The sequence below is a fragment of the Liquorilactobacillus cacaonum DSM 21116 genome (assembly GCF_001436735.1).
Lineage (GTDB): Bacteria > Bacillota > Bacilli > Lactobacillales > Lactobacillaceae > Liquorilactobacillus > Liquorilactobacillus cacaonum.
On sequence record NZ_AYZE01000008.1, the window covers coordinates 240,151 to 266,561 of the forward strand.

Below are 26,411 nucleotides of genomic sequence, written 5' to 3' on the forward strand. Positions count from 1 at the left end.
TTTGCCTTTTAGATATCACGCAAATAATTATTTGCCATCTCACTAAGCACTTTTTGCCAATTATTATTGTTTTTATGTAATAAAACTTCAAGATTGCTTGCTTGTTCTTGATTAATTTTTGTTATAACCTGTTTTCCCAAATCTGTTAAAATCAACACCTTGACTCTTTTGTCTTCTTCCAAAGCCCTCGTATCTATCAATTTGCGCTCGTGAAGATTTCGGTATAATTTGTTAAACGCCTGTTTTGAAATTCGCATAATCGCCAAAACTGATTTTATAGTCGGTACATCAAGGTAATCTGTTAGGAAAAGGATTCGGTGCTGATTTTTATTAATATCATATTGTATAATATTTATTTTTTGTGAAAATTCCTGATATGCCAAATAAAATAACGCTAATTCACTCCTTTTGTCCATTTTTATCCCCCTTTGAAAAACAATTTTATAGCTAATATACCCTATATTAGTAAAGCTTGCCACTTTAATTAATAAGTAAATCTAGTTGACTTATATTTACAAATGTTTTAATCTTATTGGTGACGATATTACGTCAACTAAATTGACATAAATGGAGATGAAGTTTTTGTATACTATATCCGATTATCTGTTAGACGTTATCAACTTCATGGGAGCTCCTGAAATTTTCGGTGTCCCTGGAGATTACAATTTGCAATTTTTAGATCATATTACACATAGTTCAGACATGCGTTGGGTTGGAAATGCTAATGAACTAAATGCCGCTTACATGGCTGATGGATATGCACGTCAAAAAGGTTTTGCCGCATTTGTAACTACTTTTGGTGTTGGCGAATTAAGTGCAGTTAATGGCCTTGGTGGAAGTATGGCAGAACATGTACCGGTCTTAGAAATTGTTGGTTCCCCAACTACAACTGTTCAAAATAATCATAAACTAGTTCACCATACTTTTGGTGATGGCAACTTCTTGCGTTTCGAAGAAGCTCATCGTGCACTTGGATACGAAATTGCCCATTTAACCGCAGAAAATGCTATCAATGAAATTAATCGTATTGCTCAATATATCTTTACCACAAAAAAACCAGCTTATATTAATCTTCCAACTGATCTAGTTAACATCCCCGTAAACATTGAATTGAAATCTGATATTCATAAGCTATTTGAAGTGGATGAGAAAAATAATTCAGATTTTGAACAATATCTTGTTGAAAAACTAGAAAAGGCTAATAAATTAGTGGTTATTGCTGGACATGAAGCAGCTCGTTTTAACCTTGGTTCACAAATAGAAAACTTTGTGAAAACCAATAATATTCCCTTGAGCGTCTTAGGATTAGGTAAAGGGGCAGTTGACGAAACAATCACACAATTTATCGGTACCTATAACGGTGAGCTCTCAGATGAGACAACAAATAAAATTGTCGATCAAGCCGATACTATTTTATTAGTTGGTGTTAAACTAACTGATTCTGTAACTGGTGCCTTTACACAAAGTTTTGGCCCAAGTAAAACAATTGCACTGAACTACAATGAAGCCGTAATTTTTGGTACAAAATATCAAGGAGATTACGACTTTAAGCAAAGTCTTGATTACTTAGCTACTAACAAATTGAGTGACTCCAATACTGTTGCTAAATTGGAAAACCACTCAAAGGTTACCCCAACATCTGCAAATCTAACACAAAAATTTTATGATGAGGCTCTTGAACAATTCATTAGTTCGTCTGACACTTTTGTTGCAGAACAAGGCACATCTTTCTTTGGCTTATCATCCAATCTTTTGCCAAAAAATGCACATTTTATTGGACAACCTTTGTGGGGGTCAATTGGCTACTCATTTCCTGCGATGTTAGGTAGTCAGATTGCTAATCCAGAAAGCCGGAATATCTTATCAGTTGGCGAAGGCTCTCTTCACCTGACTATTCAAGAATTTGGCATGGCATTTCGTGAAAAACTTAATCCAATTATCTTTATCATTGATAATAGTGGATATACTGTTGAACGAATTATCCATGGAATGACAGAACCTTATAACGATGTTCCTAAGTTAGAATACAAATTAATTCCAGCTGCTTTTGGAGCTACCGAAGATCAATATCTCTTTCAAAAGGTTACTACAGAAGAAGAATTAGCGGCTACAATGGAACTTGCACGTAAAACTAAAGACAAAATGATTGTTGTCCAAGTAATTATGGGAGCAAAAGATGCTCCAGAAACTTTAGTCAAGATGGGACAACTATTCGAAAAACAAAATCATTAATTTTTAAAAATAACCTAGACGAAGAATAAGGAGCACAGGCAAAAGATAACTTTTAGTCAGCTCCTTACTTTTCACTTGATATTCTACCTACTAGTAGGTATATTATAATAAACAATCTTTTCAAAACTCATCTCAAAATAAAGGAGTCTTACTCATGACAAATATTTATGACTACTCAGCAACACTCGAAAATGGTACTTCTTATAATTTAGAAAAATATCACGGTAAAGTACTCTTACTTGTTAATACAGCGACTAAATGTATTTTTGCTCCTCAGTTTAGTCAACTTGAAGACTTATATCAAAAATACCAAAAAGATGGTTTAGAAATTTTAGGTTTCCCATCCAACCAATTTAAACAAGAGTTAAGTTCAAGTCAACAGGCTGCCCAAGCTTGCCAAACTACTTATGGAGTGACATTCCCAATGCACCAACTAGCTAATGTTAATGGAAAAGATGCCAACCCAATTTTTACCTATCTAAAAGATGCTGCACCTGGAACCTTTGGAAAATCAATTAAATGGAACTTCACAAAATTTTTGATTGGCACAGATGGGCAAGTTGTTAAGCGTTATGCACCTAAAACAAAGCCCAAAGATATTGCAGCAGATATAGAATCATTATTAGTATAGTAGAAATTCTGTATACTAACATGGCCTTTAAAACAAACCATTAATTTATTCCGTTAAATAAAATTTTGATTCAGCTTCTTGCTATCTATTAACTTACTGATTAAAATTGAAAAAAAGGAGTTGAGTACAATAGAACGGAAAACACAGATTATGGATATTGCATATGATTTACTAGTTCAACGGGGTTATTATGATTTTAGCTATGCTGACATTTCTGAAAAAATTGGAATAAAAAAAGCCAGTATCCATTATTATTTCCCCACTAAAGAAAGTCTCGTCTTGCAAGTAATTCAACGATATCGCTCAAATATACAAAAAAAACTTGCACAGCTAGACGAATCTACTGAAACTCCAAAAAGTAAAATTAAAGCTTATATTGACTACTGGAATAACTGCCTGAACGATAGCCCTAACAACATTTGTTTGTGTATGCATTTGGCATCATCAATTCCTATGCTCAGCGCACCTATTCAAAAAGAACTTCAATCTCATTTCACTGAATTAACTAGTTGGATAAGTGAGCTCTTATTGGAAAATAAAACAGCTGTAAGTCAAAATGATATTCAGCAATTAGCAACTGATATTCTTGCAACTTTCCATGGTGCAATGTTGTCAGCTCGTGTATATCAAAACAGCCATTATTTTACAAAAATCAGCAATGATATACTCAAGTTTTTTTAGCCTAAACAAATAAAACGCTAAATTAGAAATTGCGTCTAATTGCTATACTTAATGTTGATAAATTACAGAAATGGTAATTTATCAACTTTTTTGACTAGAGCTACAAACATCTTTATTTCCTAAAGCAATCGGCATGACCAGCCTTGGGTTTATTCACCCAATATTATTTTCCAGGTAGTTTTTCAAATATTAAACTCCATTTTTTGATTCACATTTGGAATCCATCCCATAAAAATGTAAATTTTCAAAGGATAAATTCAATTATTTATCTTCTACTAAAATTAACTGAATATGCTAAGACTGCAAGGATTTTTGAAACTTCATGCCCACCGCCGGCTCCTCCGCCACCTGACTTAGGAATTAGTGTATGGTTAACATCTACTGGGATATTTGACGAATTAAAAAATTGATTAAGTAGGACATTATGATCCTGACTCAAATTATCTCGGAAACTGTAATTTGTTTTTTCTGCATAGTTTTCTATTACAAGCTTTGACTGTTTTTGAAAGTCGACATCTTGTGAAACAGATACCTTGATATTTTTTTGATTCCCATCTTCATTATCATAAGCTCCATTCCAATTACTTTGCACCTGATAACCATGTTTTTTTAAAGTTGCTGCAACAACATTAACTGGGTAAAAGCCTTTTTGCTTTGGCAATATATCTGACTTAATAACTTTTCCTGTATTCTGCTCCACAAACTGTACAAGCCCAGTTGCGCTATGATCTATTGATTTGCTTTCTGCCACACCATATTTGTCAACCTTATCTTTATCCACTGTTTGTGAATTCTGTGAATCCATTGTATTTTTAGGTGTTATTTCAATTGGTAATACTTTAACACTATAAATTTGACTTTGACCATCTTGATTAAATTGTATTCCAGTTTTGGGAATATTACTTTCTTTAACAAAATATCCCTGACTGCCTATTAATGCTATGTCTTGTATTAAATTATAATTTGAACTAGTTCCAAATTTTCCATTTATTTGCCTTTCAAAAATAACTTTCCCAGTTGTTGCATCGACAAACCTGATAATCGCTTGCTCGTTTTTTGGTGAATACTTAACAACATAGTTTTCATCTTCACTATCTTGTTTAATATTTTCTTCTGCTGGTATCGCAACATTATTCGCTTTATAACCTGTAATTACTGGTGAATCCACTGCAATAAACGTTGTTCCTGCGACTGCTTCCCATGTACTTGTACTTTCATTTGTAACTTCATCTTTTACAATTTTATTCCGAAAAATCAACTGTTGTTGGCTATCTTCCGCTGCTTTTGTACCATCTTCATATTCATAGCTAATTGTCCTTTTGATTGCTTTTTGTGAAGTTGTCGTAGACGTCTTATGCTTCAAATAAACCGAAAATGTTTGATTTTTCGTATCATCATTATCAAATTTTGATTCCTTTGTTAGATCCGTCTTACTTGTATCAACTTCGTAGCCTTCATTTTCATAATCTTCTATTTTAATATCTGGATAAGTAACAAGTGAATTAGAAACTCCACTAATCTCATCTGTAGCCAGTGTTTTTCCTGTATTCTCATCAATATAATTGATTGTTGCATTTTGATTTTGATATGCAACATACTTCATAGAATCAAATCTAAATGCCTGCACAGCAGATAATGAACCTGTTGAAGCAGCCACGGAGAAGGAATACTCAGGATCTTGCGTGTTTATTTTGTCAGCTAAACTCTCACTAAAAGTTGTTCCTTCTAACACAATACTTAATATCTTTGTACTTGCATCATACTTGATAACCAAACTATGCATCTCACCATTGGTAAAATCCGAGCCCATTCCTTGAACTGATTGTTTATCAATCGTTCCTTTGCCCGTAGCATCAGTAGATACAAATGCTCCATATGGTGTCGGCAATCCTTCATCTGAATCACCATCCACATCGTTACCATTAGCATAAGTATCTAATTTCCAACCAAAAACGTTTGGAACACCATATATACCAACATTCCCTCCGTAAATGTTATTACTGGTACTATACTGTGTTCTTTCTCCTTGATAAAATGCAAATCCAATTCCATCAGCTACTTTTGATAATGCTGTTGCCTTTCCAACATTGATAGCTCCTCTTATTTCAAACGAATAGTCTAAATTAATCAGATTTTTGAAAGTAATATTTCCCGCTTGATTTGTAGTGGTTGTAAATGTTTGAATTCCTGTTTCATTGTTATAATTATTACTTGCCATTCCATTTTGAGTGAAATACTCAAGAAAATCATTCCTATTAATCAATGTATAATTATCATCTGCCTCTTCATTTGTAGAAGAAGCCGTCTTTTGAGTATTTATCCTAGGCATATCAGCATGAACATCGATAATCAACGGTGTCGCAAATAAACTACCAGTAACTAAGCCTGTAATTACCCATCTATTTTTTATTCTACTCATCCTGATTTTTCTCATATCCTCATCTCCTACCTAAGATACTCAATTTACTATTTTTTTGCAGATTGATACTTTTGATGCTTAATTTCTACTATTTTTTCACCTAATTCAGCCCAGTCAAGTGGTGTTGGCGGTTTCAACCATATTACCTGATCAATTAGCTGGTATTCAATATATTGATCGCTAAGGTATAAATCAGTTTTACTTGTTAAAATATTAGAAACATCGACATTGATATTCACATAGCTCTTGAACAAACTCAGTATATATGAATTCACATGGGGGCCACCCGAAAAATCTATACATAAGGTAATTTTGTCATTTTTTGTAAACGGAATTTTTGAGGCGAGCATCGATGTCATCATATTAAAATATGCTCTTTTTCTATCTGGGATTAACCATTGATGCGATATTTTATCGACCATCTCTCTCACTCTACTATCTAAAAATGGATATACCTCGGCAAAATATTGAATATTAAGACTAAATTGATCAGTCTGTATAAAACAGATTTTGTCTAAAATAACTTGTGAACTAATTTCATTAAAAAATTTTTTTATACTATCTTCATAACCTTTTTCTTCAACTATTACATCAGAAACGCCATTACTTAAAACATCCGTAATCTCCCTAAAGCTTTTTTGTTCGCTTTCTTTAAAATCATCAGCAGAAAGTTTTTCAACATTAAAAACCCCTATATAATAGTAAAATTGGACAATAAAAGCAGATTCTTTTTGTAATCTTTTCTTTGTTATTGGAAGAAAATCAAGTGTTGCATATTTTGCAAGTTCAATGTTAATAACGATAGTTTCTTCCAAAACAAATTTCTTATTTAAAACTCTCTTTTCTACAATCCATAACATTAATTCTGCTTTAAACTTCTGCGTGTTTGAAAGCCCATTTAAAATGGTGTAGTCTTTCAAGACCTTAATCAAACGATCTAGTCTATCGGGAAATCCACCAAAAAATGCAAATGCATTATAAATGAAAAATCGCAAATTAGATTCAGGGTCTATTCGATAAGATGTTGAAAAGCTTTGATAAATTTCATCATATTTATTCTTTTGCTGATAAAAGAAGGTTTTTGGCCAAGCATACTTTAATTCGATTTTTTGAAAAGTTGGAAAATCACCCTCATCTAAAATTTCTAGCATCAATATTCGTAACGGCGAAAGTTCAAAATAATACTTTTTTAACATACTAAGTGTATGACGAGATAAATTTCTCGTTGGTACAACCATTTTTGCGTTAGTAATTATTCCCCTTTTTTCAGTTAACAACTTAACATCATAATCCAAACTTTCCAGCAAATTAGCAACTTTGTAACGAGACATTTGCATTTTTTCTTGTAAACTCTTTAATTCAATCTCTCTGTTTGGATTATCTAAAATTTCTACAAATAAATTTATTTTTTCACGCTCGAAATCATTTAAAATGTTTAAAAATTCCATAATATGTGCACCTTTATTCAAAAAAATCAGCAGCTACTCTCATCACCCCAAATTATACCAAATTTGTTTCAAAAGTTATACAAAAATTGTTAACTCCACAATAAGCTACCCCTAATCCTCTCAAATACTTCCCTAAGTATATAGCAATCAATGATCTGGTAAGTTTCTTTTTTTTTCTTTTTTTTAACTATTCAAGACTAACCAAAAGTTTATGCGTTTATTGAGTAATTATATTGTTATACTGATTTTTAATCGCCCTAAAAAATATTTATTCATTAAATTAAGAAATAATTGGTTTTTTATAAATAAACTATTGAAATCAAAAATAAAAAGGTCTATAGTTATCATCATCAAAATGAATTGTTATTCATAATTTATGAATTAAAAGGAGTGATTTCATGCATGTCGCAATTTTGGGAGCAACCGGTTACAGTGGAACTGTACTCTATGGCCTTTTGTCTCAGCACCCAAATGTTGAATCAATAAATTTATATGGTCATGAAGGAGGCAAAGGTTCCCGTTTCTTCGATAATGAAGTACCTGCCTTTTCCACCCACTTACCAATACTTCCTTTCAACCCAGCAGAAATCATGTCACATAATGACCTGCTCTTTTGCGCGACCCCCGCAGGAGTCACTAAAAACCTAGTAGCACCATTTATCGAAGCTGATTTTCCCGTTATTGATTTATCTGGTGATTTTCGATTGAAAGACCCGTTGATATATAAAAAATGGTACAACAAAGAAGCTGCTCCATCCTCTTTACTATCAAAGTCTTCATACGGTTTAACTGAATTTCCAGAAAAAAACACCACAAAATACATTGCCAATCCTGGATGTTATGCAACAGCCACATTACTTGGATTAGCACCTTTAGCTATCGAACATATGATTGATCCCAACTCAATCATTGTTGACGCTAAGTCTGGTGTTTCTGGTGCAGGAAAAAAATTAAGCACTACAAGTCAATACAATTTTATAAATGAAAATGCATGGCTATACAAAATGAATAAGCATCAGCACATCCCAGAAATTATGCAAAAGCTAAGGGAATGGGATTCAAAAATTCCAGCTATCCAATTCTCAACAACATTAATTCCTGTAACTCGTGGAATCATGTCTACAATTTATCTTAAACCTATCAAGCACTACACTAATGATGAAATACTGACAAGTTTCCATAAGCATTACGATAATGCTCCCTTTGTCCGTTTTAAGGAAAACTATCTACCAGCAATCAAAGAGGTAACAGGCTCAAATTACTGCGACATTGGTGTCAACTACAATCCAGTAACTAATACAATCACTATAGTATCTGTAATTGATAATTTAATGAAAGGTGCTGCTGGCCAAGCTGTTCAAAATTTCAATCTCTTTTGGAATTTAACTCCAACGAGCGGCCTTCCATTACTTCCCGTATTTCCATGATTACACAAAAAATAAAAGGAGTTTTAAAGATGATAACTACTGAAGACTTTAATGAATCAACTTTTGCATGGCCAAAAGGATTCTATAGTGACGCTACCCATATTGGTCTAAAAAATCAAAAACTTGATTTTGGTTGGATATATTCCAAAGTACCTGCTAAAACTGCAGGTGTCTACACCACCAATAAATTTTGTGCAGCCCCAACTGCTAAAACAAAAGAAATCGTAAGTAAAAACCATGAACTTCAAGCAATCATTGCAAACAGTGCCATTGCTAATTCATGTACCGGACTTCAAGGTGAAAATGATGTCTTAACAGAGCAAGCTTTAGTTGCAAAAAGACTAGATATCTCTCCTGAACTTGTTGGTGTTGCTTCAACTGGACTAATTGGTGCATTCTTACCAATGGATAAAATTGAAAAAGGAATTTCCGAGCTAACATTAGCTACAAATACAGATATTACAAAGGCAATTCTCACAACAGATACAAAAGCTAAAATTATAAGTGTAGACTTTGATATTCAAGGAATTCCTTGTAAAATTTCAGGCTTTGCAAAAGGATCGGGAATGATTCATCCCAAAATGGCAACAATGCTTGCATTTGTGACAACTGACATCGCAATTGCTGATAATACATTACAACCATTACTTAGCGAACTAACTGATATAACATTCAATCAAATCACAGTTGATGGGGATACTTCAACAAACGATATGGTCTTGACACTTGCTAATGGTTTAGCAGGTAACGCTCCCATTAAAGAAAATAGTCCCGATTATCAATTGTTCAAAGCAGCACTCCATTTTGTTTTACAAAAACTCGCACAAAAAATTGCAGCTGATGGTGAAGGTGCTACTAAATTAGTTGAATCAAATGTTTTAAATGCCCAAAGCTCCTCAGATGCACAAAAAATTGCCAAAGCAATTGTCGGATCAAATCTTGTGAAGGCTGCAATTTTCGGTGCAGATCCTAATTGGGGAAGAATTATTAGCACGATTGGTGCAACTTCAGCTGACTTTAATCCTAAAACAATCGATATCAAAATAAACGAATTTCCAGTTGTTCAACAAAGTCTTGCCGTTGACTTTGATGAAGCGCAAATCAGCAATAGTTTAAAAAAAGATATTATTACTTTAACTGTTAACCTCAATGATGGCGACTTCGCTGGTCAAGCTTGGGGCTGCGATCTAACTTATGACTATGTAAAAATTAATGCAACATATAGTAGTTAAATAATAGAAAGGAGCATTTAGAATGGATAATCTCATTGTAATTAAAATTGGCGGAAATTCGATTAACACACTTCCTCCATCTTTTTTCTCCCAGATTCGTCAATGGATGTTGGCCAAAAAGCGAATTTTATTAATTCATGGTGGTGGCAGTCAAATTTCAGAATTATCTGACAAATTAAAAATACCTGTTAAAAAAATTGATGGCATGCGTATCACAGATAAAAGCACGCTTGAGTTAACACGTATGGTCTTGCTGGGTCAAACTCAACCTCAATTATTAATGAAATTTACAGAAGCAAAGATACCCGCAATTGGCTTGAATGCAGCTGATGAGTCCATTCTAAATGGAACTTTCTTAGATGAACAAAAATATGGTTTGGTGGGACAAATAGATTCGCTCAATATCAAATTACTATCTGAAGTTTTGACTCATCATCTAGCAATTTTAGCTCCTATGGCATTAACCGCAGATAATCAATGGTTAAATGTCAATGCTGATACTGCAGCATCTAAAATTGCCGGACTTTTGAAAGCAGAGAAATTGTATCTTTTGACTGATGTACCTGGAGTTTTGCATAATAACACAATTATTCCTAGTCTTTCTCCTAAAATTGCTGACTTATTGCAATCACAAAATATTATTACAGCTGGAATGAAGCCTAAAATACAAGCCGCTTTTAATGCATTAAATTGGGGAGTTACAAGTGTACAAATTACAAATCAATTAGCTAGCTCAGGAACAACTTTTGTCCAGGAAGGAGATAATGAAAATGCAATCAGTTTTTAAAACATATAATAGATTTCCCTTCGAAATTACTAAGGGTGACGGGGTTACTTTATTCGATGACACGGGGAAAAAGTATCTTGATTTAACCAGTGGAATAGGTGTCTGTAATCTTGGATATAATAATAAAAAAGTTAAGCAGGCAGTTAGCGACCAATTGGATAAAGTTTGGCATACCTCCAACCTTTATGAGAGTCATCTTCAAGAAAACGTCGCTGAATTATTAATTCAAGGTATGGATAAAAAAGTATATTTTTGTAATTCTGGAACAGAAGCCAATGAAGCTGCCCTTAAATTAGCTCGAAAAGCAACTGGGAAAACTAAAATATTAGCCTTTGATCACTCCTTTCATGGAAGAAGCTATGGTGCTCTTTCCTTAACTGGAAATGACAAAATTAAAGAAGGTTTTGGTCCATTTTTACCCGACATCTACTTTGAAACTTATAACTCAGCCGATGCACTAAATAAGATAGACAGTTCATTTGCAGCTGTTATCTTAGAAATAATTCAAGGTGAAGGTGGGATTGTAGTAGGCGACTATACTTGGCTACATGAAGTTGAAAAAAAGTGTCACCAAAATAACGTTTTACTGATTATCGATGAAGTCCAAACAGGAATTGGTAGAACTGGCAAACTGTTTGCCTATGAACATTATAATTTAGATCCAGATATCGTAACAATCGCTAAAGGCCTCGCTAACGGGATTCCTGTCGGTGCAATGATTGGGAAAAACGCTCTGGCTGATTTCTTTGGACCTGGTTCACATGGTTCAACATTTGGTGGGAATCCCCTTGCAATGAGTGCTGCCTGTGCTGTTTTAGATACCCTTGATGAAGCATTTTTAGATGATGTCCAACAAAAAGCAAGTTTTCTTTGGTATTTTCTTGAAAAAGAGATTTCCTCATTAGATAGTGTTGACTCCATCTCTGGCAAAGGACTGATGATTGGTATTCATTTAAATCAATCCGTTCCAGTTAATCAAGTAATCACACAATTACATGAAGTTGGGATATTAACATTATCTTCAAGAGGTAATACTTTGCGGCTTTTGCCACCATTAATAATTATGAGTTCAGAATTACTAGAAGGTGTTAAAAAAATAAAAGAAGTTTTGCAAAATGAAACTGTAAGTTTATAGGAGGATCATTATGAATCATTTTTTTGGTAAATCATTTCTTAAAGAAAACGATTTTTCGGCTAAAGAGCTAACTTATTTAATCGATTTTGCAATTCATCTAAAAGATTTAAAAAAGCAAAATATTCCCCATCAGTATCTTGCAGGCAAAAACATCGCATTGCTTTTCGAAAAAGCTTCTACGCGTACACGTTCAGCTTTTACCGTTGCAGCCACTGATTTAGGTGCACATCCCGAATTTCTAGGCAAAAATGATATTCAATTTGGGAACAAAGAATCCGTCGCTGACACTGCCATTGTACTTGGCAGCATGTTTGATGGAATTGAGTTTCGTGGATTCTCACAAGAGACTGTTACTGAATTGGCAGCTAACAGTGGTGTTCCCGTTTGGAATGGGCTTACCGACGACTGGCATCCCACACAAATGATTGCCGATTTTATGACACTCAAAGAACATTTTGGCAAATTAAGTGGCCTCACTCTAACGTACGTTGGTGACGGACGTAACAACATGGCAAATAGTCTTTTAATGACTGGAGCTATTCTGGGAGTCAATATCCATATTGGTGCCCCAAAATCTCTCCAACCAACTAAAGAAATCCAAGAAATGGCAGAAAATGCGGCCAATGTTAGTGGCGCATCATTATTGATAACGGATGATGTTAATGAAGCTGTTAAAAATGCTGATGCACTTTATACAGATGTCTGGGTATCAATGGGAGAAGAAGTTGATTATGGCGAACGAATTAAACTACTTCTCCCTTATCAAATCAATAATGAACTATTAATGAAAACAGGTAAAAAAAATACGATTGTTCTCCATTGTCTACCAGCATTTCATGATAAAAAAACATCTATCGGTAAAAAACTCACGGATCAGTATAATTTAGAGGCGTTAGAAATAACCGATGATGTTTTTAAGAGTGATAATTCCGTTGTTTTTCAAGAAGCTGCAAATCGAATGCACGCAATTAAAGCAATTATGGCAGCAACGTTAGGTCATCCATTTATTCCAGAAGAAAGTGTTCTATAATTTTTATTTTCTTACACAAAAACTCCATATTATTTAAGTAGCAACGTAACTAATTTGCAACTAATAATATAGAGTTTTTTAGTTTTAACTTAAATTGATTATTACAGCAATTCTTTAAAGGTTGAGGTGCTTGGAATTTTCTCACCCCAATATACTGGCGTAAATGTTGCCTGTAAAAGTCCGTCATCGCTTAAGACGTCTGCGCGTAACCAATGATAACCTGCAATTTTTTGCTTTAATTCATAACTACTCTGACTTTTTTTGGAACTTTTTACAATTTTCCCGTCGAAGACCCAGTTAATCACGTATGAATCCTTACTTTCTAAGTCCAAGCTGAACCTTCTTGTACCTACCGCTACTTGCTTGCCTGGAACAAGATCATCATCATCTTGACTTGTAAAGTTAATTTTACCAACGCGACTAACAATTGTTGCACCCTTTTTAATTCCATCAAGCACATTTTCTTCTGTAAGTTCTTTAACATGAACAAATGTACTAGGATCACCCATAATCGATGGTTGATTTGCATCAGGATAATGTTCAGTAGGTAACATATGACTATCAGAACCACCAACACCGGTAATTTTCCATCCAGAATTCCAAAGTTTTGTCCAGTAGGCCAAAGCTTTTTTTGTTGCTCCATCATTATCAGGATTGGTTGGATCATTAATAATTTCATAAGCTGTAATCAGCCGTATCGGAATATCAACCTGCCACTCCCATGGATGTAAAAATGAGTGATTGATTGACAAAATACCCTCTCCCTCATTTTCTTCTATGAGCTGTGCAATTGTTGCTGGTTTTAACATCTTTTCGGCATCAGTAATATTTAAAATCTCTTTTGTTACTCCCCAATAATTACAATGTCCAAATTCGGTTGTAAGTTCGCACCCTGGAATAACGAGCACATCTGTGTCTTTTGGCCAAATTGCCGTGACAATATTATGATCGGTTGCGGCAAAGAAATCAAGCTGTTGTTGCTTCGCTACTTCTAAATTCTTTTTTCTTGTCATTCTACCGTCGCTATACAATGTATGAGTATGTAAATCACCCTTAACCCAATCACCTTTACTTTTAACTTGTGGTACTTCTGTCAAAAGGTCAATCTCGCTTTCTGAAACCTTACTTTCATTTGCAATTGTCTCATAAGAAATTCCAAATTCTTCTTCTGAATTACCAATTCCCGTAATAAAAAACAAGATTCGCCAGTGACCTGATAGTTGCTCTTGCGGTAAAACCGTCGGTGAAGTCATCATTGCTTTTTTCCCAACTATCACTTGGCGTGTAACTTGTTCGTGTGTCAGCAATGTTTGCCCTATTTGTTCTCCATTTTTTAGTATAAAAACATGAGCCCATAATTCCTGTGAAATTGAAAAATCTAGCTTAAGTTGTTCGCATTTATCGTCAACTTCAAAATCATACGCATCATAAAAGTGTTCTTTACTAACTCTAAACTTTGAACTAGTCATAGCAATCACCCTTCCGTTATCAAACCTTACGCCCTGGATTCAAAATATTATTTGGATCAAATGCATTTTTCACTCTCTGTTGTAAGTCGACAACTTCCTGACCTAATTGTGAGACAATCCAGTCATGTTTTAAATCTCCGATTCCGTGTTCAGCAGAAATTGTTCCTCCTAATTCCTGAGCAAATGTAAAAATTTTATTGATTGCACTTTTTACATCCTCAGGAATCACATCTAAACTCTTCGAAACAGCAATATTTGGATGGAAATTACCATCTCCTGCATGACCACCCAAAAAAGCTTTAACAGGTGAAGTAAAACTAAGATTATCCACAAATTCTGCAAGTTCTGGTAATTTGGATAGTGGTACAGCTACATCTTCGACAACTAATCTTCCATATGCAGCCTCTGCCTGATAATAATCCTGTCTGATTTTAACAATTTTATTGGCATATTCAGGATCATCAGTTACTGAAACATGTAATGCATTATTTGCCTCTAATATTTCTTTAAGAGCTTCTAGTGCACCTACTGGCGTAACATCCAATTGAAAAATCAGTAATGCCTCTGCACCTTTTCCACCCATCTCAGTACCCTCTAATGCATCTAATGCTTCAATTGATGTCTTATTCAAGGCCTCCAACATTGAAGGGCTTAAACCACTTGCTGATATCTTTTCCACAGCAACACTTAACGCCTTCATATCGCTGAATGTCGCAAGACCAGTAGTTGGATTACCAAAGGGAATTGGCAAGATTCTTACAGTCGCCTCAACTACAATTCCTAAAGTCCCTTCAGAGCCCACAAATAAATCTGTTAAATCATACCCTGCATTATTTTTAAAACACTTTCCACCAGTTTCAATTATCGTCCCATCTGCTAAGACAGCTTTAAGTCCTAAAACGGATTGTTTCGTCGTGCCATATTTTAATGAACTCATCCCACCTGCATTTGTTGCAATATTTCCCCCAACAGTACTAATCGGCTTAGACCCAGGATCTGGTGCAAAGAAATATCCCTGTTTTCTCACTTCTTCATCCAATGTCCCATTTAAAACACCAGCTTCAACAATCGCTGTTTGATCTGCTGTATTAACTTCAATAATCCTATTTAACCTTGAAAGATTTAAAACAATACCTCCACTTTGTCCTGCAGAACCGTTCACTATCGAAGTTCCTCCACCATATACGGTTACTGCAATCTTCTCTTGACTCGCAAATCTAACCGTTGCTTGCACATCAGCAATACTTTTAGCAACTATGACTGCATCTGGTACACTTCCCTTAATTATTTCTTGGGTAAATTTATTTTGACCATATGCCTTAAGTGTTTCAACATCAATTATTATTTCTCCATTGGGCAATTGTAATTTTGCTAAATCTAAAACCATTTTTCTCTCCCTTTCTGTATAAAAAGTCGCCCTTCCAAATACGAAGGACGACTCTCACCGCGGTACCACCTTAATAAACTTATACTATAAGTCCACTCATATGCAGTAACGGGCATCTCCGTAATTAGTTTATAGCGACTCACTAACTCATCATAATCAAAGACCATCTTCAATTAATTTCTCAGCCATCTTCCATCAAATCAATAGCTCGCTTAATTCAAAATTAATTTACTCATCTTCTGATTTTAATGTAATTATGGATTTCACATTGAAAAAAGTCAAGAAGTTCTTTATCACTATCTTATTGTTTCTAAATAATTGAATTGATAAATTTCAAATTATGCATAGATTTTTATCAGTGAAAGAAATTCAATGATACAATAAAAATATCTTATCAAAATAGGAGCTGATTAACGTGCATTTACGTATCATCAAATCGGAAGACAACCAAGCAATCAAAGAAATAATTCAAACAACATTAAAAGAATTTGGTAATGACATTCCAGGTACTGCTTTTTTTGATCCCCAACTTGATACACTTGCCGAATTTTATAATTCACAACCAAAAAAAGCACGCTATTGGGTTATTGAAGATAACAATAAAGTTCTTGGTGGTGGTGGCCTAGCACCTTTTGCACAACCTGGCGTCACCGAATTACAAAAACTTTATTTTACTCCCGAAACTCGTGGTCATGGATTAGGTACAAAGCTAATCCATTTAATTGAAAAAGAAGCTAAAAAAATGCACTATAATCAAATATATATTGAAACATTCAAAAATCAGTCAAGTGCCGTACATCTTTATGAAAAATTTGGTTACACTGAACTTACAGCTCCCCTTCAAGGCAGCGAACACAGCGCCTGTGATATGTGGTTTATTAAAAAAATATAATCTATATTTAGTTTTAAAAATTCTAAGTAAGCTATTTGTCAAATTAGCAAACTATCACTAACTACCTCGAAATGATGAATTAGGTTGTTAGCTAATTAATTATTCGTTCAACAATTGGAACAACAAAAAACCAAAGAGATTCAATTCTCTTTGGTTTTTTCACATTCAATGCATGACTCCAACCACACTTAGTATTTTTAAAACGTTTCGAAGTGGTTGAACGCCACTTGATTTGATTAAGGCATATCTTCGATAATCTTTTTATGGGATAGATAATACGGACATATCGGAATAAAGCTGTGCTCAGATATGCTGAGAGTCCCAAACACTAATAAATGTACCATCCAGTATCGATTACCTCCCAGAAATCCAAAAAAATAGTGTTGTTTTCCCTAGAGAAAACAACACCATCTCTCAAAAAGTACGATTAGTTACCGTGAATCTTGTCCTGTAACTTATCTCCTAAATCATCTATTTTTTTAGAGGCAAAAATTGTCCCGCCAATTAAAGTTCCCCCAACAATCAAAATAACTGCAAGTAAAAATTTGAATAAACCCTTAAGTAATTCCATATTTAGTACCTCCATTATTTGTTTTTATTTTTAGCTGTTTGAAATTCTTTATACACCGCCATCACTAATTGCGCTAGTGCCAATAAAAGTGATAACTTAGACCAAAAACCTATTCCCGAACCTATCTTTTTCATACTAGCACCTCCATACAAAGAAAAATCTACCACATCACTATAACTATATTATAGATTAACGTAGTAGATTAAAGCTAATAAGAAGCCTTACATACTATAAAGTATCAACCAATTCTTCATTGTTGGATTGAACATCTTCGTTTAAAACAATACCTTTAAGTACTTGTGTAAATGAAAAATCATCATTTAGTGCGGGAACCATTTCAAAATCCTTACCCCCACTTTTAATAAAATACTTTTTATTCTCAATCTCTAATTCATGCAAAGTTTCTAAGCAATCAGAAACAAAACTAGGGGCCACAACTAAAACACGTTTGATTCCCTCTTCAGGAAATGACTTCAATGTATCATCTGTTGCAGGTGTTAGCCACTTATCAGGCCCAAATCTTGACTGGAATGTTTCCGTATAAGGCACATCTCCTAATTTTTCCATTATTAACTTTGTAGTTAATTTACAACGTTGCGCATACGGATCACCTTTTTGCACATAGCTAACTGGAATCCCGTGATATGAAAACAGCAACCGATCCGGTTTAAAATTCTCAATCGCTTTTTCTATCTTATTTGCCATTGCACTTATGTATGGATCATAATCACAAAAATCCGTTACTATTTTCAAATTAGGAATCCTAATTCTCCCCATATAGAATCTATTAATATCATCAACAACAGAACCTACAGTTGTTGTCGAATACTGTGGATACAATGGAATAATCGTCAATTGGTCAATTTCTGCTTTTTCCATTTCTAGTAATGCTTCTGCGATTTCAGGATCACTATAACTCATCGCATACCGTACTCTATAAGTTGGCAATTCTTCTTGTAACATCTCCGTTTGTCGTTGAGTGTAATAAAGCAGTGGAGATCCATGTTCTTTTGACCAGACTGTCTGATATAATTTTGCTGATTTTTCTGGTCTGTGCGGAAGAATTGCCAAATTTAAAATTGGATTCCACTTCCAAGCTGGCATATCAATTACCCGTGGATCACTCAAAAATTTTTTTAAATATATACGAACATCTTCTGGAGTTGGACTTTTCGGAGTGCCTAAATTAATTAACAAAACGCCTTTTTTCATCATCTTCACCTTTTCATTACCTTTCAATAAATTAAAATAAAATTAAATGATAAGTGTTCTCAATTAGTTTTTTTTAATTTTAGCACAAACACTAACTGATTCAAAGTAAATTTTTCGTCTCTTTAGCTTTTTTACAATATTAGTTTCTGATTTACTTTCTTCCGTTTAAACACTATAATTATTATTAACTTAGAATTATTCTAATTTAAGCAAGGAGTAGGTATTTATGGAAAAAAAGCAAAGTCTCGCACAAAAAGTTAATATTATGCGTGCTGCTGTCATGGGAGCCAACGATGGAATATTGTCTGTTGCAGGCATTGTAATTGGAGTTGCAAGTGCAACAAATAATAACTATGCTATTTTTCTTGCAGGCATTGCCGGCATGTTAGCCGGTACTGTTTCAATGGCAATGGGTGAATATGTTTCAGTCAATGCGCAAAAAGATGCACAAAAAAAAGCAATCATTCAACAAAAGGCTATACTTGCAGCGAACTACGACGAAGAAGTTTTATTTGTTAAAGAAAAATATCAACAAAAAGGGATTAACCCAACTCTTGCGGCCAAAGCTGCGACCGAGATGATGCAAAAGGATCCATTATTAACATCTATCCGTGAACATTTCGGTTTTGATATTCATGAATTTACAAGCCCATATGCGGCAGCAGTTTCATCAATGATTTCATTTCCTTTAGGTTCAGTCTTACCTTTAACTGCAATCACTCTATTGCCTATATCAATAAAAATTGCAGCCACATTTATCTCCGTTATTGTTGCACTAGCAATTACTGGATTCATTGCTGCTGTTTTAGGTAATTCAAATCGCAAAAAAAGCATCTTGCGAAATACCATTTCAGGTGTAATTACAATGCTTGTAACTTATGGTATTGGAACTTTAATAGGGAGGTAAGTTAAAAATAATGGTTAGTATTTCAAGAATTAAAAAGATACCAAAAAATAAAATGACTATTGATGAAAAGTTAAACAATTTACGTGCCGGTGTTCTAGGATCAAATGATGGCATATTAACAGTGGTGGGGGTCTTATTTAGTGTTGCTGTAGCAACTAGTAATCAATTTACAATTTTTATTGCTGGTTTAGCAGATTTAATTGCTTGTGCCCTCTCTATGGCTGCTGGTGAATATGCTTCGGTTAGCACACAAAAAGATACGGAAAAAGCCGTGGTCGCAAGCGAAAAATTAATCCTAAAGGATAACCCTTTAGCTGAAACTAACAAAATCGCCGCTTTTTATGAAGAAAAAGGAGTTACACGTGAAACCTCCTTGAAAATTGCAAAAGATCTGATGTCAAAAAAGCCGCTCGAAACATTAATAGAAATTAAATATAATTTACAACTTGGTCATTATATGAACCCCTGGGCTGCAGCATTTTCATCCCTTTTTTCTGCGACAGCTGGTGGTATTTTCCCACTAGCTGCAATGACCTTAAGTCCTGCAGGTTTTCAATGGCCAGCAACTATTTTGGCAGTCTGTATCTCTGTTTCACTGACCGGTTATCTAAGTGCTAAGCTGGGAAATGGGTTGGTTAAAATAGCAATCATTCGCAACTTATTAGTTGGCATTTTAACAATGATCATTCACTATAGTATCGGAATTTTATTGTAAAACTGGTGTTCCTTCTTGACTTTTAAAAAATCTAAATTGACATTTTGCAAATAAGAAATAGCTTGACATCAAAATATGTTAATTATAACATATGATATAATTAACATACCTTAAGAGAGGATATATTCATGAACTATTGGCTATTATTATTAACGTTTGTAAGTGTGAATTTAGATTTTTTCTTTATTCTACTTTTTTTAGTGAAAAAATATCGGATGCTAAACGTTATCTTAGGTTACTTACTAGGCACCTGTATTCTTTTAACAGCAAGTTTTGCAATTGGCAGTACTTTGTCACAACTCCTTCCAGAATGGTTGCTTGGAACCCTTGGAATCTGGCCAATATATATGGCATTCGATGAAGATGAAGATGAACCAGCTATAAAAAAACATCAATCTGAAATTTTAAGTGTACTAATAACCTACCTCTCAGTGTGCACTGGCTGCACACTATCCATTTTCCTTCCAGTTTTAATCGGAACAAGCACTACTTCATTTATCCATACTATATTATTTATAGAGTTATTAACTATTCTGATGGTTATCTTAATCAAATTTCTCTCAAAAAATCGTGTAATCTCTGCCGTAATGGAAAAATATGGTGAGTATCTTACGAAAATATGCTATATTTTTGTCGGTTTATATGTTTTTTGGGATAGTGGATTGATAAAGCACATAATAGAACTATTCTAGAATAATTCACTAAGGAGGACTCTAATGAAATCAAAAACAAATGAGGAAATTCGATTACTTGATGCTGCACACTTGAAGGAATCACAGAAAATCTTCAAAATTTTGAGTAATCCAATTCGTTTGCAATTACTGAAAGTCCTCGAACAGCAATCCCTTAATGTCAGCAATCTAGTAGAGTTACTCGATATTGAACAATCAATAATTTCTCACCAGTTGGCAACCTTACGTAAACATCAACTTGTTACTGCAACAAGAATAGGAAAAGCAAATTATTACAAACTTGATGATCCACACATTCTCGATGTAGTAAACGAAACACTTGAACACGCAGATCATGTTATTCGCGGGAAAAAACATGGTGAATAGAATGATGAATTATGCGAATGATACTATTGTTAATTTTGATGCAAAAATTTATTGGATAAAGTCAGCTCTAATATAGATTTAACAGATGAAAATGGAATAATAGACGTAACTAAATTAAAAAACAATTGGTTCCCAGAAAACAATTATATTATCAAAAATGTAGCTATACCAATGATGCCAGAATAGCTGGCTTGTTAATTTAGACTAATCAGCTTAAATTTTGGAAGGGATATGTATGAATACTAAAACACTAAGAGTACTTACATATTCAAATAGTATTACATCACGATATTCAGGCAGAAAAACATATTTTACAATGCATCTAACCTTTCAATATTAAACTTCATTGGGTAAAAATAGTTTGCCATGTACGGCAAGGGGGGACTTTAGGAAAATGACAGATATAATTTATATAGTCAAAGATACATACGAAAGTGAAGAATTAGACGCTTTTGAGTTTTTAATCGAGAACAAGGCTATGCTTGGAAAACACAATGCCGATAGAAGCCTTAAACTTTATCATGTAAATAGCAACGGGAAGGTTTACCCTAAAAATAAAAAAATGCAAGCTTTTATCGATGTCATTGGCTTAAAAAGTTTACCGATTGCATTAACATTAAAAAGAAACTCTTTATATACCGCAAATGAACTATCTTCCTTGTTCGAGGGTTTGGATATTCAAATTCCTAAATATGATAAGGATTAGAAAAAAGGCTCTTTGTCAAATTCTGTTTATAGTTAAACTTATTTAGAATCGGAAGTTAACTCACTTCTGGTTCTTTTTTTATTTTGTAAATCTGACTCGTATTTGTTATAGCTTAATTCGTGAAATCATATGATGGTAGTTATTGAATCCAAAGGCTATTCATTGGCTTTGTTTAATCATCTGCTTAATGGTTCTGATGCAAAAAATTTCAAGTAAACTTGTTTTGAATATAATTTGGCCTAAAATGAGGTAGCCGTTGGCACTTTAAAAGCCATTAAACAAGTAATTAAAGATGGCTTATTGACGAAAGTAAATCATCAATGTTATAAATATCTCAATATTTTGATTGAACAAGATCATCGGTTAATTAAACACGTCTTAATAAAATCAAGCGGTTTTCAATCACTACGAACTGCGCTAAAAACGCTAAATGAGATTGAGAAAATCATGCATTAACTACATTGAAAAAGCCAAAGGGAACTGAGTCTCTTTGGCTTTTTGTCATCATACAGACTATTTTATTAATTTACACCAGAACCATTTTTATTATCTGACTACCAACACTGAAATCGGTGCATGTTTTGCCATGTAAGCAGCCTGACTGCCAAACCGCCCCTTAATTCCTTTCTTTGACTCTGAGCCAATTATCAAAAGATCCGGAGCCACCTTAGGAATCACATTTTTAACAATTGATTCTCCCGCATCACCCTCGGCAATAATCGTTCTGACATCCTTAACTCCTTGTTTAAGTGCTTTATCCCGATACTCAAGAATATGTTTTTCAAGTTCTGAGCGCTCACCATGAATATAATCTTTATCCATTGCTTGAAAAATACTAAGTTCATCACTCTCAAGAACTGAAGTAATTATTAATTCCGCATCTTCTGCGACTGCTCTTTCAATCGCGTAATCAAAAGCAAGCAAGGCATCTGCCGAATCATCTACTCCGACTAATATTTTTGCCATTTTTTTCATTAGACTTCCCTACCCTTCCACTCATAAATCTTATTTTCCTTCTGCTACACTCGTCTTGGAAGCAAAAGCTTTGTTTCCCTTATAAAGTTCATAAACCGTCCAAACAAGTAATATCAAAATACCAATAATCAAACTGTATGCAATATAATCAGCAACTACTAATTCTGTAGCTGATGCTTTATCTCCAAAAAATCCCTCTATCTGAGCAGGCAACCCTATGATATTAAGCCATGTTAGTGAGAGAACTGAAACCCACCCTAAAACTTTAATCCATACTGTGTTCTTGAACTTTTCCCCCATCTCAGCATTGCTGTCTGTTAACATTAACAATGGTAGCATCGAAAATGGTAATGCAAAAGCTAAGAACACTTGTGAATTGTTCATCAAAGTATTTAGTGCCTCATGTTCTGCAATCTCACTCTTTCCACTTGTTAAAATCACACAAATTAATACTGGAATAACAGAAATCAACCGTGTCACTAATCTCCGGAGCCATAAAGGCATTCTCAAATTTACAAATCCTTCCATAATGACTTGACCTGTTAATGTACCTGTAATAGTCGAATTTTGTCCTGATGCTAACAAGGCAACAGCAAATAAAATCGATAAAACACCTGAACGTGCAACTTCAGCTAACAACCCATTGCTTAACGTTGAAGTATCTGATAATGCTTGGAAAAGTCCAAAAAATGAAGGATCTTTAACTGTCCCTGTCTTAAATACCGCAACACCCATAATCAATAACAACGAATTAACTATAAATGCAAGTGAAAGCTGGATATTCGAATCCCACGCTGAAAATTTAACTGCTTGTGCTACTTCTTCATCATTATCATGATCAATTTTTCTAGTCTGTGAAACAGCCGAATGAAGATATAAATTATGTGGCATGACGGTGGCTCCAATAATTCCGAGTGCACCAGTCAATGGTGTTTGACTCCCGATACTTGGTGAATTTGCAAATGTCTTTGTAGTTGGTACAAATCCCTTCAAAATATCAACCCATGATGGATTTGAAAGAGCAACCTGATACACGAAGACAAACAAAATCACAAAAATTAAACAAACAACGATTGCTTCTATTTTTCTAAATCCAATCTTAGTTAAAAGTAATAATAACAAAACATCAAAAACAGTAATAAAAACAGATACAACTAATGGAATATGGAATAAAAGGTACAACGCAATTGCTGCTCCAATAACTTCTGCAATATCAGTTGCCATAATAGCTAATTCTGTTAAAAGCCATAAAACAATACCTAATGATTTACTTGTACGTGCGCGAATTGCTTGTGCTAAATCCATCTGGCTCACAATACCAAGTTTGGCGGCCATGTATTGCAACAACATCGCAATCAAACTTGACATTAAGATAACGGAGATTAATAAATATTGAAAATTTTGTCCACCAGTGATGGAAGTCGACCAATTACCAGGATCCATGTACCCGACAGCAACTAATGCCCCAGGTCCTGAATATGCAAAAAGCGTTTTGACAAATCCTTTACCTTTAGGTACCTCAACAGTACCATTTATTTCTTCTAACGAAGGACCATTAGCATATTCAACTAACTTATGCCTTCTACCTTGAGTGTTATTATCGCTCAAAATTATTACCACCTTTCAGATATTAAATAGAACCAAAATGTATTATACACCTTAGTTTGATTATTTTGAACTTTTTTTTAGGCTAACCATAAAATTTGTTTAAATATAAGACAAGTCCTTTTATTACAACCCTAGATCCCCTTTTCCGCATAAAAAAAGTTACAAATTATATAGAAAATTTGCAACTTTAATCAAAATTATTTCTCTTTTATATCACTGCTACTAAACCTGCAGCCAAAATACCACCTACTAATGGACCTACCATTGGAATCCATGCATATCCCCAATTAGGATTAGTTTTGTTTGGTACAGGCAAAATAGTATACGCCAAACGCGGCCCCCAATCACGAGCAGGATTAAGTGCAAACCCAGTTGTTCCACCAAGTGCCTGACCAACTACCGTAATTAATAATCCAACTATCAATGGTTTCAATCCTTGCGTGAAGTTCCCCAGATTCAATAATGTAAATATAAAAATAAATGTCGCGATAATCTCACTTAGAAGATTAAAAAGTGGATTTATAATTGCAGGTGCAGTTGCAAAAATTCCAACAGTATTTCCTTCTTCAACATTTTTGGAGTCCTTAAAGTGTGGATAATATTGCAAAATAACAATTGCTGCTCCTAAAAATGCCCCAATAAATTGCCCTAATAAATATGGTAAAACCTCATTCCACGGGAAAAAGCCAAATATAGCAAAACCAATTGTAACTGCTGGATTAAGATGTCCCAAAGAACCAAATGCTCCAGCAACATACACACCAAATGTTACGGCAAGTCCCCATGCAATCGAAATATACCACCAATTTTGACCATTAGCATAGGATTTCTTTAAGTTAACTCCTGCACCACACCCAACTCCAAAAACAATCAACACAGCTGTTCCAAAAAGTTCTCCCCAAAATCCGCTCATAATTATTCCCCCTTACTTGATTTTTAATGCTTCAAGTTGTTGTTCAATATCTTTAAGCAAGACATCTGCTTCTAACAAAGTTGCTGCCGTATATGCACCTTCCACTAATGCAGTATCGTACAAATTGACCTTTTTTTCTGACATCTCCATAGCTAGCTCAAGGTTCATCTTTGCGCTACCCAAATCATAAAAGGCTAGTAATTTTTTTGCTTCATTTGATTCAAATGCTTCCATTATCTTGTTAGCACTCGTTCCAATCTCATTATCATCAGTTCCACCAGCAAAAGTTATTGACACATTTTTAGCCACTTGTTCCAATAACTTTGGAATTCCTTGTGCAACTTCTGGCACGTGAGAAACAATAACAATTCCATATTCTTTTTTCATTTGATCCCTCCAGCTTCAATAAAACTTTCAAACAGATAGCAACTCGAAACTGCACCCGGATCTAAATGTCCAGCAGAGCGCTCACCTAAATATGATGCTCGCCCTTTTTTAGCAACTAAGTTCTTGGTCCCTTCTGCTGCTTTTTGGACAACTTCTACCACTAATTCATCTTTCCCAAGGTTATCAACTACCGGAGTCCAAACATCAACTAATGTCTTATCGCCCACTGAGGCACCACCGCGTTTTTTAATTCCATCTAATGCATACCTAAACAAATCAGCAGGAGCTTGCGATTCTTCACAATTTTTAGCCATTTCTAAAAATGCAGTACCATATAATGGACCAGCAGCTCCACCAACTTTACTAATCAAAGCCATTGCAATTGCCTTAAACGTCTCTTTTAAGTCTGGGTTCTCTAATTTTTCAAGTCCATCTTTGACACCTTGCATTCCTCGCATCATATTATTGCCATGATCTCCATCACCAATTGGAGTATCCAACTCACTCAAATACGCCTTTTTCTCACTAATCTTTTCATAAAATAATTCCATCCACTTATTTACAATTTCAACTGTTAACATATCCATTT

General features: G+C 34.3%; 26 protein-coding genes, 1 pseudogene and 1 other annotated feature. Of the genes and pseudogenes, 15 read left to right on the top strand and 12 right to left on the bottom strand.

The features are described from left to right. Window positions 1-8: 8 nt before the first annotated feature. On the bottom strand, window positions 9-416 hold the full coding sequence (locus tag FC80_RS02440) for a MarR family winged helix-turn-helix transcriptional regulator (RefSeq protein ID WP_057828563.1): 408 nt from the start codon (window positions 414-416) through the stop codon (window positions 9-11). A gap of 157 nt (window positions 417-573) precedes the next feature. Between FC80_RS02440 and FC80_RS02445 the strand changes: the two genes are divergently transcribed. From FC80_RS02445 to FC80_RS02455, 3 genes are all read left to right on the top strand, one after another. Further along, a complete protein-coding gene (locus FC80_RS02445; RefSeq protein WP_420806302.1) occupies window positions 574-2,232 on the top strand; it encodes an alpha-keto acid decarboxylase family protein in 1,659 nt (552 codons plus the stop codon). A gap of 154 nt (window positions 2,233-2,386) precedes the next feature. Then, window positions 2,387-2,863, top strand: a complete 477-nt coding sequence (locus FC80_RS02450; protein WP_057828565.1) for a glutathione peroxidase — start codon at window positions 2,387-2,389, stop codon at window positions 2,861-2,863. Window positions 2,864-3,013: 150 nt separating this feature from the next. Continuing rightward, window positions 3,014-3,544 (top strand): TetR/AcrR family transcriptional regulator, encoded by a 531-nt coding sequence (locus tag FC80_RS02455; RefSeq protein WP_057828566.1) that lies wholly within the window; start codon window positions 3,014-3,016, stop codon window positions 3,542-3,544. A 265-nt stretch (window positions 3,545-3,809) separates the two neighbouring features. Here the strand turns inward: FC80_RS02455 and FC80_RS02460 are convergent, their stop codons facing one another. Beyond that, window positions 3,810-5,978: a lectin-like domain-containing protein gene (locus FC80_RS02460; protein ID WP_057828567.1), complete on the bottom strand. Its 2,169-nt coding sequence runs from the start codon at window positions 5,976-5,978 to the stop codon at window positions 3,810-3,812. A 32-nt stretch (window positions 5,979-6,010) separates the two neighbouring features. Beyond that, complete coding sequence (locus tag FC80_RS02465) at window positions 6,011-7,411, bottom strand: hypothetical protein (RefSeq protein WP_057828568.1); 1,401 nt, start codon at window positions 7,409-7,411, stop codon at window positions 6,011-6,013. Window positions 7,412-7,809: 398 nt separating this feature from the next. Between FC80_RS02465 and argC the strand changes: the two genes are divergently transcribed. Genes argC through argF form a run of 5 tightly spaced genes read left to right on the top strand, consistent with a single transcriptional unit; the run spans window position 7,810 to window position 13,022 of the window. Then, window positions 7,810-8,838, top strand: coding sequence for an N-acetyl-gamma-glutamyl-phosphate reductase (argC, locus tag FC80_RS02470; RefSeq protein WP_057828569.1), 1,029 nt, complete (start codon window positions 7,810-7,812; stop codon window positions 8,836-8,838). Between the two features lie 29 nt (window positions 8,839-8,867). Further along, window positions 8,868-10,070, top strand: coding sequence for a bifunctional glutamate N-acetyltransferase/amino-acid acetyltransferase ArgJ (gene argJ / locus FC80_RS02475; protein WP_057828570.1), 1,203 nt, complete (start codon window positions 8,868-8,870; stop codon window positions 10,068-10,070). A 22-nt stretch (window positions 10,071-10,092) separates the two neighbouring features. Continuing rightward, window positions 10,093-10,857, top strand: a complete 765-nt coding sequence (argB, locus tag FC80_RS02480) for an acetylglutamate kinase (protein ID WP_057828571.1) — start codon at window positions 10,093-10,095, stop codon at window positions 10,855-10,857. After that, on the top strand, window positions 10,841-11,992 hold the full coding sequence (locus tag FC80_RS02485; protein ID WP_057828572.1) for an acetylornithine transaminase: 1,152 nt from the start codon (window positions 10,841-10,843) through the stop codon (window positions 11,990-11,992). Before argB ends, FC80_RS02485 begins: the two co-directional genes overlap by 17 nt. A gap of 10 nt (window positions 11,993-12,002) precedes the next feature. Then, a complete protein-coding gene (gene argF / locus FC80_RS02490) occupies window positions 12,003-13,022 on the top strand; it encodes an ornithine carbamoyltransferase (protein ID WP_057828573.1) in 1,020 nt (339 codons plus the stop codon). Between the two features lie 101 nt (window positions 13,023-13,123). Here the strand turns inward: argF and FC80_RS02495 are convergent, their stop codons facing one another. Further along, window positions 13,124-14,491 (bottom strand): CehA/McbA family metallohydrolase, encoded by a 1,368-nt coding sequence (locus tag FC80_RS02495; RefSeq protein ID WP_057828574.1) that lies wholly within the window; start codon window positions 14,489-14,491, stop codon window positions 13,124-13,126. A 19-nt stretch (window positions 14,492-14,510) separates the two neighbouring features. After that, window positions 14,511-15,878 carry an FAD-binding oxidoreductase gene (locus FC80_RS02500; protein ID WP_057828575.1) on the bottom strand — a complete coding sequence of 456 codons (1,368 nt, stop codon included), beginning with the start codon at window positions 15,876-15,878 and terminating at the stop codon, window positions 14,511-14,513. A gap of 40 nt (window positions 15,879-15,918) precedes the next feature. Continuing rightward, window positions 15,919-16,131: a binding site (T-box leader), on the bottom strand. Window positions 16,132-16,293: 162 nt separating this feature from the next. Here FC80_RS02500 and FC80_RS02505 point away from each other — a divergent pair. Continuing rightward, window positions 16,294-16,770, top strand: coding sequence for a GNAT family N-acetyltransferase (locus FC80_RS02505; RefSeq protein ID WP_057828576.1), 477 nt, complete (start codon window positions 16,294-16,296; stop codon window positions 16,768-16,770). Window positions 16,771-17,197: 427 nt separating this feature from the next. Here FC80_RS02505 and FC80_RS09585 read toward each other — a convergent pair whose 3' ends face one another. Beyond that, window positions 17,198-17,341: a hypothetical protein gene (locus FC80_RS09585; protein WP_169790541.1), complete on the bottom strand. Its 144-nt coding sequence runs from the start codon at window positions 17,339-17,341 to the stop codon at window positions 17,198-17,200. Between the two features lie 228 nt (window positions 17,342-17,569). Next, window positions 17,570-18,553, bottom strand: coding sequence for a ferrochelatase (gene hemH / locus FC80_RS02510; protein ID WP_083486902.1), 984 nt, complete (start codon window positions 18,551-18,553; stop codon window positions 17,570-17,572). Between the two features lie 226 nt (window positions 18,554-18,779). Between hemH and FC80_RS02515 the strand changes: the two genes are divergently transcribed. The 6 genes and pseudogenes from FC80_RS02515 to FC80_RS09315 all read left to right on the top strand — a co-directional run. Continuing rightward, window positions 18,780-19,460 (top strand): VIT1/CCC1 transporter family protein, encoded by a 681-nt coding sequence (locus FC80_RS02515; protein ID WP_057828578.1) that lies wholly within the window; start codon window positions 18,780-18,782, stop codon window positions 19,458-19,460. A gap of 10 nt (window positions 19,461-19,470) precedes the next feature. Beyond that, on the top strand, window positions 19,471-20,175 hold the full coding sequence (locus tag FC80_RS02520) for a VIT1/CCC1 transporter family protein (protein ID WP_057828579.1): 705 nt from the start codon (window positions 19,471-19,473) through the stop codon (window positions 20,173-20,175). A gap of 128 nt (window positions 20,176-20,303) precedes the next feature. After that, window positions 20,304-20,867 (top strand): cadmium resistance transporter, encoded by a 564-nt coding sequence (locus tag FC80_RS02525; protein ID WP_057828580.1) that lies wholly within the window; start codon window positions 20,304-20,306, stop codon window positions 20,865-20,867. A gap of 24 nt (window positions 20,868-20,891) precedes the next feature. Beyond that, window positions 20,892-21,233: an ArsR/SmtB family transcription factor gene (locus FC80_RS02530; RefSeq protein WP_057828581.1), complete on the top strand. Its 342-nt coding sequence runs from the start codon at window positions 20,892-20,894 to the stop codon at window positions 21,231-21,233. 394 nt (window positions 21,234-21,627) lie between these two features. After that, complete coding sequence (locus tag FC80_RS02535) at window positions 21,628-21,939, top strand: hypothetical protein (RefSeq protein ID WP_057828582.1); 312 nt, start codon at window positions 21,628-21,630, stop codon at window positions 21,937-21,939. A gap of 258 nt (window positions 21,940-22,197) precedes the next feature. After that, window positions 22,198-22,401: pseudogene (locus FC80_RS09315) on the top strand (DDE-type integrase/transposase/recombinase); the annotation flags it as partial. Between the two features lie 84 nt (window positions 22,402-22,485). Here FC80_RS09315 and FC80_RS02540 read toward each other — a convergent pair. The 5 genes from FC80_RS02540 to dhaL all read right to left on the bottom strand — a co-directional run bounded on the left by FC80_RS02540 (window position 22,486) and on the right by dhaL (window position 26,403). Continuing rightward, a complete protein-coding gene (locus FC80_RS02540) occupies window positions 22,486-22,914 on the bottom strand; it encodes a universal stress protein (protein ID WP_057828583.1) in 429 nt (142 codons plus the stop codon). Window positions 22,915-22,944: 30 nt separating this feature from the next. Further along, window positions 22,945-24,522: an Nramp family divalent metal transporter gene (locus FC80_RS02545; RefSeq protein ID WP_057828584.1), complete on the bottom strand. Its 1,578-nt coding sequence runs from the start codon at window positions 24,520-24,522 to the stop codon at window positions 22,945-22,947. A gap of 208 nt (window positions 24,523-24,730) precedes the next feature. Continuing rightward, complete coding sequence (locus FC80_RS02550) at window positions 24,731-25,435, bottom strand: MIP/aquaporin family protein (RefSeq protein ID WP_057828585.1); 705 nt, start codon at window positions 25,433-25,435, stop codon at window positions 24,731-24,733. A gap of 12 nt (window positions 25,436-25,447) precedes the next feature. Further along, window positions 25,448-25,822, bottom strand: a complete 375-nt coding sequence (gene dhaM, locus FC80_RS02555) for a dihydroxyacetone kinase phosphoryl donor subunit DhaM (protein ID WP_057828586.1) — start codon at window positions 25,820-25,822, stop codon at window positions 25,448-25,450. Beyond that, window positions 25,819-26,403 (bottom strand): dihydroxyacetone kinase subunit DhaL, encoded by a 585-nt coding sequence (gene dhaL / locus FC80_RS02560; protein ID WP_057828587.1) that lies wholly within the window; start codon window positions 26,401-26,403, stop codon window positions 25,819-25,821. Before dhaL ends, dhaM begins: the two co-directional genes overlap by 4 nt. Window positions 26,404-26,411: the final 8 nt, after the last annotated feature.

Coding starts and splice junctions, on each gene's coding strand:
- FC80_RS02440 (WP_057828563.1), bottom strand. CDS start 416: ATGGACAAAAGGAGTGAATTAGCGTTATTTTATTTGGCATATCAGGAA.
- FC80_RS02445 (WP_420806302.1), top strand. CDS start 574: ATGAAGTTTTTGTATACTATATCCGATTATCTGTTAGACGTTATCAAC.
- FC80_RS02450 (WP_057828565.1), top strand. CDS start 2,387: ATGACAAATATTTATGACTACTCAGCAACACTCGAAAATGGTACTTCT.
- FC80_RS02455 (WP_057828566.1), top strand. CDS start 3,014: ATGGATATTGCATATGATTTACTAGTTCAACGGGGTTATTATGATTTT.
- FC80_RS02460 (WP_057828567.1), bottom strand. CDS start 5,978: ATGAGAAAAATCAGGATGAGTAGAATAAAAAATAGATGGGTAATTACA.
- FC80_RS02465 (WP_057828568.1), bottom strand. CDS start 7,411: ATGGAATTTTTAAACATTTTAAATGATTTCGAGCGTGAAAAAATAAAT.
- argC (WP_057828569.1), top strand. CDS start 7,810: ATGCATGTCGCAATTTTGGGAGCAACCGGTTACAGTGGAACTGTACTC.
- argJ (WP_057828570.1), top strand. CDS start 8,868: ATGATAACTACTGAAGACTTTAATGAATCAACTTTTGCATGGCCAAAA.
- argB (WP_057828571.1), top strand. CDS start 10,093: ATGGATAATCTCATTGTAATTAAAATTGGCGGAAATTCGATTAACACA.
- FC80_RS02485 (WP_057828572.1), top strand. CDS start 10,841: ATGCAATCAGTTTTTAAAACATATAATAGATTTCCCTTCGAAATTACT.
- argF (WP_057828573.1), top strand. CDS start 12,003: ATGAATCATTTTTTTGGTAAATCATTTCTTAAAGAAAACGATTTTTCG.
- FC80_RS02495 (WP_057828574.1), bottom strand. CDS start 14,491: ATGACTAGTTCAAAGTTTAGAGTTAGTAAAGAACACTTTTATGATGCG.
- FC80_RS02500 (WP_057828575.1), bottom strand. CDS start 15,878: ATGGTTTTAGATTTAGCAAAATTACAATTGCCCAATGGAGAAATAATA.
- FC80_RS09585 (WP_169790541.1), bottom strand. CDS start 17,341: ATGGAATTACTTAAGGGTTTATTCAAATTTTTACTTGCAGTTATTTTG.
- hemH (WP_083486902.1), bottom strand. CDS start 18,553: ATGAAAAAAGGCGTTTTGTTAATTAATTTAGGCACTCCGAAAAGTCCA.
- FC80_RS02515 (WP_057828578.1), top strand. CDS start 18,780: ATGGAAAAAAAGCAAAGTCTCGCACAAAAAGTTAATATTATGCGTGCT.
- FC80_RS02520 (WP_057828579.1), top strand. CDS start 19,471: ATGGTTAGTATTTCAAGAATTAAAAAGATACCAAAAAATAAAATGACT.
- FC80_RS02525 (WP_057828580.1), top strand. CDS start 20,304: ATGAACTATTGGCTATTATTATTAACGTTTGTAAGTGTGAATTTAGAT.
- FC80_RS02530 (WP_057828581.1), top strand. CDS start 20,892: ATGAAATCAAAAACAAATGAGGAAATTCGATTACTTGATGCTGCACAC.
- FC80_RS02535 (WP_057828582.1), top strand. CDS start 21,628: ATGACAGATATAATTTATATAGTCAAAGATACATACGAAAGTGAAGAA.
- FC80_RS02540 (WP_057828583.1), bottom strand. CDS start 22,914: ATGAAAAAAATGGCAAAAATATTAGTCGGAGTAGATGATTCGGCAGAT.
- FC80_RS02550 (WP_057828585.1), bottom strand. CDS start 25,435: ATGAGCGGATTTTGGGGAGAACTTTTTGGAACAGCTGTGTTGATTGTT.
- dhaM (WP_057828586.1), bottom strand. CDS start 25,822: ATGAAAAAAGAATATGGAATTGTTATTGTTTCTCACGTGCCAGAAGTT.
- dhaL (WP_057828587.1), bottom strand. CDS start 26,403: ATGTTAACAGTTGAAATTGTAAATAAGTGGATGGAATTATTTTATGAA.